The 12,293-nt window shown below is 66.1% G+C and carries 15 protein-coding genes and 1 tRNA gene; 6 read left to right on the top strand and 10 right to left on the bottom strand.

Annotated elements, in window-relative coordinates:
• Positions 1-9 precede the first annotated feature (9 nt).
• Positions 10-288, top strand: a complete 279-nt coding sequence (locus tag RCH12_RS13730) for a hypothetical protein (RefSeq protein ID WP_327017222.1) — start codon at positions 10-12, stop codon at positions 286-288.
• Positions 289-360: 72 nt separating this feature from the next.
• On the opposite strand, the gene RCH12_RS13725 is transcribed toward RCH12_RS13730, so the two are convergent.
• The 3 genes from RCH12_RS13725 to RCH12_RS13715 all read right to left on the bottom strand — a co-directional run bounded on the left by RCH12_RS13725 (position 361) and on the right by RCH12_RS13715 (position 2,337).
• Positions 361-717, bottom strand: a complete 357-nt coding sequence (locus tag RCH12_RS13725; protein ID WP_327017221.1) for a hypothetical protein — start codon at positions 715-717, stop codon at positions 361-363.
• Between the two features lie 97 nt (positions 718-814).
• Positions 815-1,513: an MT-A70 family methyltransferase gene (locus RCH12_RS13720; protein WP_327017220.1), complete on the bottom strand. Its 699-nt coding sequence runs from the start codon at positions 1,511-1,513 to the stop codon at positions 815-817.
• Between the two features lie 50 nt (positions 1,514-1,563).
• Positions 1,564-2,337, bottom strand: a complete 774-nt coding sequence (locus RCH12_RS13715) for a BglII/BstYI family type II restriction endonuclease (protein WP_327017219.1) — start codon at positions 2,335-2,337, stop codon at positions 1,564-1,566.
• Positions 2,338-2,690: 353 nt separating this feature from the next.
• On the opposite strand from RCH12_RS13715, the gene RCH12_RS13710 reads away from it, so the two are divergent.
• Positions 2,691-3,245, top strand: coding sequence for a hypothetical protein (locus RCH12_RS13710; protein ID WP_327017218.1), 555 nt, complete (start codon positions 2,691-2,693; stop codon positions 3,243-3,245).
• A 169-nt stretch (positions 3,246-3,414) separates the two neighbouring features.
• Here RCH12_RS13710 and RCH12_RS13705 read toward each other — a convergent pair whose 3' ends face one another.
• Genes RCH12_RS13705 through RCH12_RS13695 form a run of 3 tightly spaced genes read right to left on the bottom strand, consistent with a single transcriptional unit; the run spans position 3,415 to position 6,541 of the window.
• On the bottom strand, positions 3,415-4,464 hold the full coding sequence (locus RCH12_RS13705; protein WP_327017217.1) for a type II secretion system F family protein: 1,050 nt from the start codon (positions 4,462-4,464) through the stop codon (positions 3,415-3,417).
• On the bottom strand, positions 4,452-5,312 hold the full coding sequence (locus RCH12_RS13700; RefSeq protein ID WP_327017216.1) for a type II secretion system F family protein: 861 nt from the start codon (positions 5,310-5,312) through the stop codon (positions 4,452-4,454). The genes RCH12_RS13705 and RCH12_RS13700 overlap by 13 nt, the downstream gene beginning before the upstream one ends.
• A complete protein-coding gene (locus RCH12_RS13695; protein WP_134480742.1) occupies positions 5,309-6,541 on the bottom strand; it encodes a CpaF family protein in 1,233 nt (410 codons plus the stop codon). Before RCH12_RS13695 ends, RCH12_RS13700 begins: the two co-directional genes overlap by 4 nt.
• Before the next feature lie 119 nt (positions 6,542-6,660).
• Between RCH12_RS13695 and RCH12_RS13690 the strand changes: the two genes are divergently transcribed.
• The 4 genes from RCH12_RS13690 (at position 6,661) to RCH12_RS13675 (ending at position 9,057) form a co-directional block, all read left to right on the top strand.
• Positions 6,661-6,742 (top strand) — tRNA-Leu (locus RCH12_RS13690).
• A 132-nt stretch (positions 6,743-6,874) separates the two neighbouring features.
• A complete protein-coding gene (locus tag RCH12_RS13685) occupies positions 6,875-7,537 on the top strand; it encodes a biliverdin-producing heme oxygenase (protein WP_165789145.1) in 663 nt (220 codons plus the stop codon).
• Between the two features lie 3 nt (positions 7,538-7,540).
• Entirely contained in the window at positions 7,541-8,218 is a 678-nt protein-coding gene (locus RCH12_RS13680) for a DedA family protein (protein WP_174776258.1), read from the top strand.
• A 104-nt stretch (positions 8,219-8,322) separates the two neighbouring features.
• On the top strand, positions 8,323-9,057 hold the full coding sequence (locus RCH12_RS13675; protein WP_103432568.1) for a DedA family protein: 735 nt from the start codon (positions 8,323-8,325) through the stop codon (positions 9,055-9,057).
• A 30-nt stretch (positions 9,058-9,087) separates the two neighbouring features.
• Here RCH12_RS13675 and RCH12_RS13670 read toward each other — a convergent pair whose 3' ends face one another.
• From RCH12_RS13670 to murI, 4 genes are all read right to left on the bottom strand, one after another.
• Entirely contained in the window at positions 9,088-10,008 is a 921-nt protein-coding gene (locus tag RCH12_RS13670) for a cation diffusion facilitator family transporter (protein WP_327017215.1), read from the bottom strand.
• Positions 10,009-10,075: 67 nt separating this feature from the next.
• Complete coding sequence (rdgB, locus tag RCH12_RS13665) at positions 10,076-10,666, bottom strand: RdgB/HAM1 family non-canonical purine NTP pyrophosphatase (protein ID WP_327017214.1); 591 nt, start codon at positions 10,664-10,666, stop codon at positions 10,076-10,078.
• Between the two features lies 1 nt (position 10,667).
• Entirely contained in the window at positions 10,668-11,402 is a 735-nt protein-coding gene (gene rph / locus RCH12_RS13660; protein WP_327017213.1) for a ribonuclease PH, read from the bottom strand.
• Positions 11,399-12,286, bottom strand: a complete 888-nt coding sequence (gene murI / locus RCH12_RS13655) for a glutamate racemase (RefSeq protein WP_327017212.1) — start codon at positions 12,284-12,286, stop codon at positions 11,399-11,401. Before murI ends, rph begins: the two co-directional genes overlap by 4 nt.
• Positions 12,287-12,293 lie beyond the last annotated feature (7 nt).

Below are 12,293 nucleotides of genomic sequence, written 5' to 3'. Positions count from 1 at the left end.
AGGCACCAAATGTCCCAATTCTTCATCGCCCTAATCCGCACCGCTGTCCCGCTGCTCGTCGGTTCGGCCGTCGGCTGGCTGGCCTCCCTCGGCCTGACCCTCGACCCGGCCGTCGAAGCGGAGGCGGTCCTCGGTGTGACGGTGCTCGCAGGTTCGCTTTACTACGCCGGTGTCAGCTGGCTGGCTGCGCACGTCCCGGCCTTCGGCTGGCTGCTTGGCGTGGCCAAGGCGCCGGTTTACTCGCTGGAAGCAGCCCAGGCTAAATATCGGCCGAAGCACGCAGCGTAGCCCTGAAAGAGAAGCGCCCCGGTCATATTTTCCATATAGGAATATGACCGGGGCGGTTTTTTGTGTTGGTGGTTACTGGATTGAGATCACAGTGCCGACCAGCACCGCGATCGCTGCCGGGAACGCGATGGCGACGCTGGTCTCGAGCGCGTTCCACGCGAACATTTCGCCACACAGCATCTGATAGCGCTTCCAGCGTCCCGGTTCATCTTTCAGTTGCGCTTCAATAGCCGCCAGCACCCGCTTGTTTCTCCGAGAGGCCGTCCACTTTACCGGAAGCCACAAGCCGCCGGCTTGCACGATTAGCGCGTCAGGGTCCGACAGTAGACGGCTCTTGGACAGTCTCGCCTGGTTGTTCGTGCCGACCAGCGCGAAGAACGTGGCGCCGGTAAAAGACGCGGCGGCATAGATAGCCAGGTATTCGATCATTGCTCAAAGCTACAGCTTCGGGTGCGCGGTCCGGACATAGGAACCCCTCCCTGCCCAACAGGCAGTTGGCGGTTTTTTTTCTCTTCGTGTTGGCCCACTACTTGTGCGCGGCGAACTGCTTCCCGCGCGGCACGATTTCCTCAGCGGACTCGTCACCCCACACGGTCCAGCCTTCCTGCGGGTAGCGTGCGAACAGTTCCAGTCGCGGACCGGGAGAGCAATCCTCGATCAGCTTGTACTGCTCGTCCGGCTTGCGTGAATGCTCACGCTTCTGCGTCTCAAGCATGTTCACCTGGCGACGGCCTGGTGCGAGAGTGCGCATGGATCCGCGGACACCGAACAGCAGGATCTCGGTCACGTTCCGGAAGTAAAAACCAACGCCGCGTCCGTCAGGGCCGCCGTCCTTCCGGCGCTTCGCCCAAACAATGTTCGAGACGTAACGGTAACCCCACGCTTCCATGACAGCGAGACCCTCCGGCAGCAAAGCGTTCGGCACCCACATGTATAGGTGCGAATTCTTCGCTGCGACGTCGGCGACTGGCAGCGCCTTGATGTCGTCCAGCTTCATCGTCGAGTAGCGGTCCAGCCGGCGGTGCTCAGGCGCCACCTTGCCGGTCCGGTTCGCAAACCGCCACGGAGGGTCGGCAAGGATTGTCTGCCACCCGCCGGCCGTCACTGGGATCGGCGCTATGTCATCGGAGTCCATGTCCGGTCGCAGCGGCTCGGCGGCAATCCGCAGTTTCTTCGCGGGCGTGGTATCTACCTCTGGGGTGTCTGTCACTTCTAAAATGCTCATCTCCGGTGCTCCCCATTCATAAGTCTCAACTGTAACTGGGGCCGGCGACATTAGTCTTGAGCGACCCGTGACCCATCCCACGTATCAGTTGAAATTGCGACAGCAAGTATCGGGCAGCCGCCGCCGTCACCGCGCTGCAGGCGGTGCACCAGCTTTGGCAGGTTTGTGGTGGTGGAGGTGCCCAGGCGCAGCTGGACGCCGTCCCTGTGAAGTCGCGTGACGACCGTTCCGATCACACCCTCACTTGCACCGAGTGAAGCCGCGGCGTCCGCAGGGTTTGCTTCAAGCAGCTCGTCGATCAGGTCCTGTTCCAGCAGTCGCAAGTCCTCCTGTGTGCGTGTGATGAGGATTGCACCGTCAATGAACCCTGTCTCATACAATGAGCGGTAGCTTGCCACGTCACGGTCCAGGTTGCCATCTTTAGCATTCCACTCCGTATCGCCGGCAACACGACCCTTCACCCAGTCGGCCTTGTAACCCTCGAACTCTGCTTCCGTCTCGATTAGCTCCTTGTGCCTCTCGCCTGCCGGAGCGTACGGGAACACCACGAGCGTTGTCTTGAGGATCGTGTCAACACGCGCTTCACGCCAACCGAGATGCCGGAAAGCACCATTCAGCTTCTTCGGGACGGTGCCTTCACTACCGCCTGGCAACAGCAGGTCACGGGCTTCGACAGCGAAATCCCGGAGCACATCGATCACCTCGGCGAACTCCCCTGGGTTCGTGTGAGCGATTATCGACGCGGCATTGCGAACCTCGGCGAATTCGTACCTAGCCAGCACGTCTCTAGGGATCGTGTACAGGTAAGAATCGGTGAGGAGCATGATTGCAGCCTATATGCGCGACGTCCGGGTGGCCGTCACGGCGTCCCGGGCGTGGCCTCACCACGGCCGGGACGCATCCACCCCACGCACCGACGCGATGAACCGAACCCACCGGACCCGGCGACGCAGCCGATCGCGGTCTGGGTGCCGGCTCTTCGGTTCACCCTCGTAGTGGGATCGACACCACCAAAATTCCGCCAGCGAGCACCTAAGGCAGTTCTTCCACGAGGCAGTCGTGCCACGCAGTAGAAGAAATCGGCAGTTCTCGCAGTAGTGGTGGGCTTCCATACCGACTGCATGCGCGGGTGCGACCCGGTCGACGGTCTGTCGACCGTCCCGCGCATGTAGTGGGTATGACAAAGCGCGAGCCTGCACCGGCCTTCTGGATGACCGGGGAGCTGACCGGTGGGGAACTGCGGGTGGCAGATTCGCCGGCCGGGTTGATCGCCTCAGTGCTCGAAGGGTACGGGGAGGTTCCTCTGATTTCGACTGCCGATGGTGAGCCGGGTGGACTGCTCGAGACGTGGAAGGAGATTAAGTTGCACGATAGGTTCGCCTTCGCCTGCCAGGTTGCGACCGAGTACCAGGCCAGGGCGTTGGTCGCTGCTGAGAAGGCCGGCACCTGGAGCTTGGCGGGTGCGACCGAGGCTGAAGTTGACCGGTTATACACGACCCGGAGCCGCGTGCCGGACGGCGGCCCGTGGGCGCCCGGGCTGGTCAAGCTGATCATCGTTCATCCAGTGGCGGAGGCGATTCAGTGGGACTCGCCAGTTACGAGCCGGAGCCTTGTGGTCATCGACCCGCGGACCGAAGTCAACCTCTTGAGGGGGCTCGAAGCTTGCGGCGCGCTCAGCTCAGCGGGGCGGCTGGATCTGCGGAGTCGCTACAAGAGCCCACGAGATCAGTGACCGAGGCATGAGATTTTCTCTCTTCTATCCGGTCCCGCGCATGTACTCTCTATGAAACCCCACACCACCATCTCAACCACCGCGACCACAACAACCGCCTCCTGGGTAGCCCGCAACCTAGCCGTCGCCCCTCCGCTCGGAGAGGGGCAGCTACGCCGCTTGGCAGCGCTCATGAACCCCGCCGGTCCACGAGTGGCCAGGCCGGCCGCAGCCGCTTAACCGCAGCCTCTCGACTTCCAGCCCTCTCACCGCCCTGGTGAGTGGGCTTCTTGTCGTTTAACGTCGAGCGGTCCATAATAGAAAATAGCTGGTCAGAATACAGATCCGTTTTGTGTTTTAGTCCCCGTACCAGCGGCACCATCATCGCCACCTCTTTTTTGCCCGCCGCCTCGAGCAGATGCCGTTTGGATTCCTCCCGGCCGTCCTGGGCCTGGGCCCGCAGCACGTCGGCGAGCGGAGAGCCGCGGTCGATCGCCCCGACGACCTGGTCCACGAACCGGGTCAGTGACATGAGCCGCATCTGGGTAGACAGCTCGGTCAGCGCCGTGCTGAGGGACATTCCGGCGTGAACGTCACCGATCACCCCGGCGAACTCGCGGGACAACTCCCCCGAGGTACTGCGGGAGACGCGGCGCAGAGCATCAAGGATGCCCTCACCGGCCGCGAGGGACAGGGTGAGGAACTCCAGGATGGTGGGCAGCTCGCTGTCGATCCGGGCCAGGCGTGCCGTCGCCGCCCGTTTCAACAGGGTGTCCCGCAGCAGCACCCCCGCTCCGGCCGCGACGACGGGCGCCGCGACCTGCCCGATCAGCGGCCAGCTGCGGCCCGACGGCGTGCCGAGGGCGAACAGCAGTGCGCCGGCGGCGCCGATCAGCGCCCAAGTCAGTTGCTCGGACCGGAAGGCGTCGACGGTTCGGGCGGAGCCCGACTGCCGAAGACGACGCTCGATGATGTCGGCGCCGCCGAGTGCATTGGCAAGGGCCTGCGCGAGGGCCTCGAACACCGGCGAGAACAGGGTGCCCAGCACCGGGATCGGGTCGACGGATCGGCGGCCCACGAAGACCCGGGCCTCGGCCGATACGTCGAGCAGGTAGGGCGCCAACCGGTTCGCGAGCCGGGGCCGGCTCAGCCGCGGGGTGAGGCTCACCAGCGACCAGAGTCCGATGCCGAGCACCGACCCGAAGAAGGCACCCCAGGCGAGCGCCGTCACTGGAACCACCGGCGTTCCTCGGGCAGCCGCCCCACGATGAGCATCACCCGGTAGGCCAGCACCGATACGGTGAGACCGCCCAGGATGACGATGGTTCCGGCCGGGGTGTTGAAGGCCTGGGCCGCCTCCGGACGGCTGCTGATCAGCACCAGAACGATCCACGGTGCGGCCACGCCCAGCCGGGCGGCGTTCACCACCCAGGACTGTTTGGCCTCAACCTCGGCGCGCACCGCGGCATCCTGCCGCAACCAGCTCGACAGGCTGCGAAGCACCACGGTGAGGTCGCTGCCGCCCACGTCCCGTGCCATCCGCAACGTCTCGATCAAGCGGTCGGCGAACGGGTCGGCGAGGGAGGCTTTGAGCGTGTCAGCGCTGTAGCCGAAGTTGCCGGTGGCCCGGTATTCTCGCTCGAACTCGGCGAACGCCGTGCGGGTGACCACCGGCCCGGCCTGCGCCAGGCTGCTCACGGCATCGGGCAGGGCCAGCCCCGCCCGCACGGCGGAGACCAGGTGGTCGACCACATCGGGCCAGACCGTGCGGTTCAGCCGCCGCCTGGCCCTGGCCCGCCACAGCACGATGAGGGAGGGCAACACCAGCCAGACCACACCGACGACCAGGGTGAGCGCTCGCACACCAAGCACCGCCTCGGCGAGCGCGGCGGAAGCCACCGCGAGCACCGCAGACAGCGCGGCGAACACCGGCACCGGCACCGACCCGAAGCCGGCCTGCGCGAGCCGGGCCCGCCAGCCCGACACCAGCCGGCCGCTGCGGGACGCACCATCGGTGGCCGGCCAGAGCAGCGGTGAGCTCAGCAGAAGCAGCCCGGCACCGAGCAGGCTGCCCAGAACCAGGGTCATGCCGCTCCCCTCCGCAGCACCTCGGCCGGGTCGAGACCGGCGGCCCGGAACTTGGCGAGCTTCGTGGGGAATCCGCCGGTGTGTTCCAGCACCCCGTTCTTCATGAGGAACAGCGGGCTCGCCTCAATCGTGGAGCCGGTCAGCTGACCGCTCGGTGCGATGATCTCGGTCACCCGACGGCGCCCGTGCCGGTCCATCTCACAGTGCAGCACGATGTCGATACAGCCGGCCACGGTGGGCAGCACAAACGAGGAGTCGATATTGCGCCCGGCCAGCAACGGCAGGGTCGACAGCTTCGCGAGGGCGTCTCTGGCGCTGTTGGCGTGGATCGAGCACATGCCGGGTAGCCCGCTGTTCAGCGCGATGAGCAGGTCCAGGCTCTCCGCTTCACGCACCTCACCCACAACGAGCCTGTCCGGCCGCATCCGCAGTGATTCCTTGATCAGCCGGCGCAGGGTGATCTCGCCCGCACCCTCCAGACTGGGCTGCCGGCACTGCATGGCCACGACATCACGCGCGCCGACGCTCAGTTCAAAGGTCTCCTCCACCGTGATGATGCGTTCGGTGCGACGCGTGGCCGACAGCAGCGCGTTGAGCATGGTGGTCTTTCCGGTCTGAGTGGCCCCGGAAACGAGGATGTTCTGCCCGCCGCGCACGCACACCCGCATGAACTCCGCGGCCGGCTGGGTGAGCGCGCCCAGCGCCACGAGCTGGGTGAGGTCCCGGATCCGCCGGGTGAACTTGCGGATGTTGACCGACCAGTATCGCTGGGTGATATCAGGGATCACCACGTGCAGCCGGGAGCCGTCGGGCAGGGACGCATCCACGAACGGCGAGGACAGGTCGACCCGCCGGCCGGACGCCTGCAACATCCGCTCGACCAGGTCGCGCACCTCCCGCTCGGTGAGCACCATCGGGGTCAGTTCTGGCACACCGTCACGGGCGACGAACACCCGGCTGGGCGAGTTGATCCAGATCTCCTCGATGTCGGGGTCGTCGAGGAACGGTTGCAGGGCACCGAACCCGGTGAGCGCGGCGACCACCTCCCTGCTGGCCTGGAACTCATCGGTGAGCAACGGCAGTGATCCGCCGAGGGCCCGTTCGCTGTACCGGCGCACCTCGTCACGCACGTACTGGTCTGCGAGGGCGTCGTCGGCGGCCAGGTCGACGCCGTCGCGGCGCACGCGCAGCCGCACCTGCTCGGTGATGATGCGCACGGCCTCGGTCATGAAGGAATCCTGCTGCACAACCGGGCCCGCGCGTGCGAGTTATCCACAGCCTCACCGGACGGGTGACAGTTCCACCACTCCGGCGCAGAACCAGGGCACTCTAGACTGGAGCCTCACTCGCGGGAGTGGTGAAATTGGTATACACGCAGGTTTTAGGTACCTGTGCTTTCGAGCGTGAGGGTTCAAGTCCCTTCTCCCGCACCGACGGGCACCGGCTGTCGGCACTCAGATGCCGTCCGGCTCCGCTGTAACCGAGAATTCTCCTCGATGCTGGCCACCCTGAATTCGCTGTGGTTAGGATTGCCTTACTCGTCTCCCAGCAGATCGGTTCTCATGACCGCGACCCCCAGCTCTCCACAGCGCCCCCAGGACCAGCAGCAGAATCTGGCCGACTACCTTCGCGCCAGCTCGAGCAACCAGCACCGCGATACCGAAACGCGGTCCTTCATTACCGAACTGATGAGCGGCGCGCTCTCGCTCGCGGACTATACCCGGTACCTCGGGCAGTACGCCTGGGTGTATGAAGCTCTCGAGCAGCTCGTCGACCGGGTATCCCAGGTCGACCGCATCGACGTCTTCGACCCGGCCCTCGACCGGCTGCCCGCCATCGAAAGCGACCTCGCCGCGCTGGGCGTCGACGACTGGCGCCGCGAGCATCCGCCGCTGCCGGCGACGACCGAGTACATCGCCCACCTGCAGTCCCTCACCAGTGCCGACAGGGTGCGCTGCCTGGCCCACCACTACACCCGCTACCTCGGTGACCTGTCGGGCGGCCAGGCCATCGCGGCTCTCGTGGCCCGGTACTACGGCGCCGCGCCCGAACAGCTGGGCTTCTACAGGTTCGATGCGATCAACAACATCGTGCAATACAAGCGTGCCTACCGCGATCGGCTGAATGCGATGTCGCTTGCACCGGCCGAGGTGAACGCCCTCGTCGCGGAGGTCGATGCCGCGTTCACCTACAACGGCGCCGTCTTCGACGGGTTGGCGCGCTAGCCGATGGTCCGCGCCGCGGCCCTGGACGGCCAGCTCAGCGACTTCCTCTCCAGCGCGGGAGTCGTGGTGTTCTACCTGCTCGTCTGGGCACTCGTGTTCGCCGGCACGGCCCTGTTCCTGGGGGTGTTCATCCCGTTCGTCACCGGTGACTCGCTCCTGTTCGGCGCCGGCCTGGTGGCAGCGTCCACGACGAACCTGAACATCGTCGTGCTCGCCGTCGGCGTCGGGATCGCCGCGTTCCTCGGCGACCAGGTGGGCTTTCTACTCGGCCGACGATACGGTCGCGGCTACCTCGACAAACGCGGTGGCCGGCGCACCCAGCTGGCAATTGTGAAGACCGAGTCCTTCTACCTCAAGTACGGCTGGTGGGCGGTGGTCGTGGCCCGATTCATGCCGTGGGCACGGGTTTTCGTACCCGTCGTGGCCGGAGTCGGCCGCATGAACTACTACAAATTCCTCTCCAGCAACATCGTCGGAGCCCTGGCTTGGGGTGTGGGAATCACCCTGACGGGCTACTACGCCGCAGCGATCCCCGGAGTGAAGAGTGCGGCCTACATCATCGCGGGCTTCTTCATCACGGCATCGATAGTTTTCGGCCTGCGCACCTGGTTCGCCGATCGTGCCCAGATGCGCCTCGACGCCCGCACGAGCACCGGATCTCACAACACATTGGGGGGTTAGCCCACCCCTTCATCAGGCCTTCAGATGCCAGAACGCGCTAACCTGTAGCGACGCAAGCGATCACCCTCTGGCCGATCTAGCCGCCGACGACTGGAGTTTTCTTCGTGATTAACACAGCACTCATCCCCTGGCTCGACCCCGAGATCCTCATCAACGGATTCGGTCCCTGGGCGCTGCTTGGTGTGTGCGCGATCGTCTTCGCCGAGACCGGGCTGCTGATCGGGTTCCTGCTCCCCGGTGACACCCTGCTCGTCATCACCGGCCTGTTCGTCTTCTTCGACATCATCACCATCGACATCTGGTGGGTGGCCCTGGCCATCGGTGCTGCCGCCTTCGTCGGCGGCGAGGTGGGCTACCTGATCGGCCACAGGCTCGGCCCGCGGGTCTTCGAACGCAAGGAATCGGGCCTGTTCAGCGTGAAGAACGTGCAACGCACGAACGCCTTCTTCGTGCGCTTCGGCGGTTTCGCCGTGATCGCCGCCCGCTTCGTGCCGATCGTGCGCACCTTCGCCCCGGTCGCCGCGGGCGTCGGACACATGGACTACCGCAAGTACAGCCTGTACAACTTCATCGGCGCCATGATCTGGGGCGCCGGCCTCACCTTCTTCGGCTACTTCCTGGGCTACATCCCGCCGCTGGCCGACTTCGTGCGCAACTACATCGACCTGATCCTGCTGGGCGCCGTTGTGCTCACCCTGCTCCCCACGATCTACCACTACGTGCAGTCAACCGTGAAAGCCCGCCGCGAGGCCCGCTCCGGCGTGACCGTTGACCCGAAGAACCTGGTGCTCGACCCCGAGACCTTCAATACCGACAACGACGGCAAGCACGAAGCCTGATCACCTTCTCAGCGCGTGACGCTCAGAACGTCAGCGGTGCGAGTGGTGCTCGTGTTCGGCATCCGCCGCATGATCGGCCGGCTCGAGCTGGAACGTGGAGTGCTCGACGTCGAAGTGGTCGGACAGGCATCCGGACAGCTCGCGAAGCAGTGCGCCCGACCGTCCGGCCGCCAGCAGCTCGGGTTCGACGACAATGTGGGCGCTGAACACGTGTGACCCCGACGTGATCGCCCACACGTGTACGTCGTGCACGGCAACGACGCCGGAGGGTCCCTCGAGATGCTCCCGGATGGCCCGCACATCGGTGTCCGCCGGCACCGACTCGCTGAACACCCGCACCACGTCGCGCAGCAGACCGAAGGCCCGCGGAATGATCATCGCGGCGATCACCAGTGAGGCGATGGCGTCCGCCTGCGCGAAACCGGTCAGCAGGATGACGACGGCCGCCGCGATCACGGCTACCGATCCCAACGCATCGCCGAGCACCTCGAGGTAGGCGCCGCGCATGTTGATCGACCCGGCCGCGGCCGGACGCAGCAGCAGGATCCCGACGATGTTGGCCAGCAGGCCGACCACGGCCACCACGAGCATCGGGCCGGCCAGAACCTCGGCGGGGGCGCCGGAGGTCAGCCGGTTGACGGCACCGACGACCACGAAGCCCGCCACCACGATCAGGATCAGGCCATTGAGCAGCGCACCGAACACCTCGGCACGCTGGTAGCCGAAGGTCTGCCGATCGGTGGCCGGGCGGGCCGCGACGACGGTAGCGGTCAGAGCGATGATCAGACCGGCCAGGTCGGAGAACATGTGGCCGGCATCGGCGAGCAACGCCAGCGAGCCGGTGAACCAGGCGCCGACGATTTCGACGACGAGGACCGCCGCGACCAGGCCAATCACGATCGACAGGCGTGAACGATTGCTCGTCGAAGCGGATGCGTGATCGTGGCCCATGCGTCAACGCTACGAGCCCGCCCGGGCGAAAGCCAGCCCAGCGGCTAGTTGGGAATGAGTGCCGTTCTCAGCTGGCCAGAAGCTCGGTGAGTACGGGCCCGAGGGCCGCGAAAGCGACCGCCCGGTGGCTCTCGGCGTTCTTCACGTCGGCGGGCAGTTCGGCGGCCGATACGTCGTGTCCGTCCGGCTGGAAGATCGGGTCGTAGCCGAAGCCGCCGGTGCCGGCCGGCTCCCGCAGGATACGACCCGGCCACTCCCCCGAGACAGCGCGTTCCACGCCGTCGGGCAGCGCCAGCGCGGCCACGCAGGTGAAGTGACCGGCCCGGTGCTCGTCGGTCATGTCGCTGAGCTGCCAGAGCAGCAGACGCAGGTTTTCCTCTGAGTCCCGCGCCGGGCCGCCCCAGCGGGCTGAGAAGATGCCGGGTGCGCCGCCCAGCACGTCGACGCAGATGCCGGAGTCATCCGCAATGGCGGGCAGGCCGGTGTGAGCGGCAGCGGCGCGCGCCTTGATCAGCGCGTTCTCGGTGAACGTCGCGCCGTTCTCGACCGGCTCCGGGCCGTCGTAGGCCAGCACCTCCAGGCCCGGCAACATGGGCGCGAGGATGCGGCGCAGCTCCTCGACCTTGTGGGCGTTGTGGGTGGCGAGAACGACGCGCATGTCAGCGGCCCAGCGTGGTCTTCTGCAGCTCGGTGAGCGTGATCGCCCCGCCGAGGGCCAGGTCGAGCAGGGCGTTGAGCTCGCTGCGGTCGAAGGGGGCGCCCTCGGCCGTGCCCTGCACCTCGATGAACTTTCCGCGGCCGGTGACGACGACGTTCATGTCGGTCTCGGCGCGCACGTCCTCGGTGTACGCGAGGTCGAGCATCGGCACCCCGGCGATGATGCCGACCGAGACGGCCGCGACACTGTCGGTGAGCGGCTGGGCCTTCTGGGCGATGAACTTCTTCTCACGGCCCCATTCGAGGGCGTCGGCCAACGCGACGTAGGCGCCGGTGATGGCGGCGGTGCGGGTGCCGCCGTCGGCCTGCAGCACGTCACAGTCGATGACGATGGTGTTCTCGCCGAGAGCCTTCATGTCGACGACGGCGCGAAGGCTCCGACCGATCAGCCGGCTGATCTCGTGGGTGCGGCCACCGATACGGCCCTTGACCGACTCGCGGTCCATGCGGGAGTTCGTCGAACGCGGCAGCATCGAGTATTCGGCGGTGACCCAGCCCTTGCCCTTACCGGCCATCCAACGCGGCACGCCGTTGGTGAATGACGCGGTGGCGAGCACCTTGGTGCGACCGAAGGAGATCAGCGCGGATCCCTCGGCCTGGTCGCTCCAGCCGCGTTCGATGGTGACGCGGCGCAGCTGGTCGTTGGTGCGGCCATCGGCGCGCAGGATGTCGGTCACGGGTTCTCCTTGGAATGACGGGGGGTGAAGAGGCGGGATGGGGCGGTCGAGGCGGCCAGTCTGGTCACCTCGCTGAGACTGATGGTGCCGGTCGCGACGAGGTCCACGTGGGAGATCTCCGGGCCGAGCAGGCGGTGGGCGAGGCGGAGGAAGTCGTCGGCGCTATCGCCGGTGGCCTCGTAGCGGTAGCTGGGCGGGGCGGCATCCACCCGTTCGAGGCCTTGGCCCACCAGCACCCTGTAGACGTCGTTGGCAGTCTCAGTGTGGCTGGAGACCAGCGTCACCGCGTCACCCATGACGTAGGAGATGACCCCGCGCAGGAACGGGTAGTGGGTGCAGCCGAGCACGAGCGTGTCAACGTCGGCGGCCTTGAGCGGGGCGAGGTATTTCTCGGCGACGCGCAACACTTCCGCGCCGGTGGTGACTCCGGATTCGACGAACTCCACGAAGCGCGGGCAGGCCTGCGAGAACAGCTGGATATCGGTGGCCGCGGCGAACGCGTCGTTGTAGGCCCGAGAGTTCACGGTGCCCGCCGTGCCGACCACGCCGACCCTCTTGTTGCGGGTGGTGCCCACCGCGCGGCGCACCGCGGGTTGGATCACCTCGATCACCGGGACGCTGTAACGTTCCCTGGCATCCCGCAACACGGCCGCAGAAGCGGTGTTGCAGGCGATTACCAGCAACTTCACATCCTGGGACACCAGGTCGTCGAGAACCTCGAGTGCGTACTCGCGGACATCGGCGATCTTCTTCGGCCCGTAGGGGGAATGCGCGGTGTCGCCGATATACAGGATCGACTCGTTGGGCAGTTGGTCCTTGACGGCCCGGGCGACGGTCAGCCCGCCGACCCCGGAGTCGAAAATCCCAATCGGTGCATCAGTCACGTCGATC

The sequence above is a fragment of the Cryobacterium sp. MP_3.1 genome (assembly GCF_035984795.1).
In the GTDB taxonomy this organism is placed as follows: domain Bacteria; phylum Actinomycetota; class Actinomycetes; order Actinomycetales; family Microbacteriaceae; genus Cryobacterium; species Cryobacterium zongtaii.
Note: the sequence above shows the minus strand (reverse complement) of the source record. Positions and strands in the feature narration are given on the sequence as shown.

What these genes read in the sequence shown, in the direction of transcription:
- RCH12_RS13730 (WP_327017222.1), top strand. Translation starts at nt 10, where the DNA reads ATGTCCCAATTCTTCATCGCCCTAATCCGCACCGCTGTCCCGCTGCTC.
- RCH12_RS13725 (WP_327017221.1), bottom strand. Translation starts at nt 717, where the DNA reads ATGATCGAATACCTGGCTATCTATGCCGCCGCGTCTTTTACCGGCGCC.
- RCH12_RS13720 (WP_327017220.1), bottom strand. Translation starts at nt 1,513, where the DNA reads ATGAGCATTTTAGAAGTGACAGACACCCCAGAGGTAGATACCACGCCC.
- RCH12_RS13715 (WP_327017219.1), bottom strand. Translation starts at nt 2,337, where the DNA reads ATGCTCCTCACCGATTCTTACCTGTACACGATCCCTAGAGACGTGCTG.
- RCH12_RS13710 (WP_327017218.1), top strand. Translation starts at nt 2,691, where the DNA reads ATGACAAAGCGCGAGCCTGCACCGGCCTTCTGGATGACCGGGGAGCTG.
- RCH12_RS13700 (WP_327017216.1), bottom strand. Translation starts at nt 5,312, where the DNA reads ATGACCCTGGTTCTGGGCAGCCTGCTCGGTGCCGGGCTGCTTCTGCTG.
- RCH12_RS13695 (WP_134480742.1), bottom strand. Translation starts at nt 6,541, where the DNA reads ATGACCGAGGCCGTGCGCATCATCACCGAGCAGGTGCGGCTGCGCGTG.
- RCH12_RS13685 (WP_165789145.1), top strand. Translation starts at nt 6,875, where the DNA reads ATGACCGCGACCCCCAGCTCTCCACAGCGCCCCCAGGACCAGCAGCAG.
- RCH12_RS13680 (WP_174776258.1), top strand. Translation starts at nt 7,541, where the DNA reads ATGGTCCGCGCCGCGGCCCTGGACGGCCAGCTCAGCGACTTCCTCTCC.
- RCH12_RS13670 (WP_327017215.1), bottom strand. Translation starts at nt 10,008, where the DNA reads ATGGGCCACGATCACGCATCCGCTTCGACGAGCAATCGTTCACGCCTG.
- rdgB (WP_327017214.1), bottom strand. Translation starts at nt 10,666, where the DNA reads ATGCGCGTCGTTCTCGCCACCCACAACGCCCACAAGGTCGAGGAGCTG.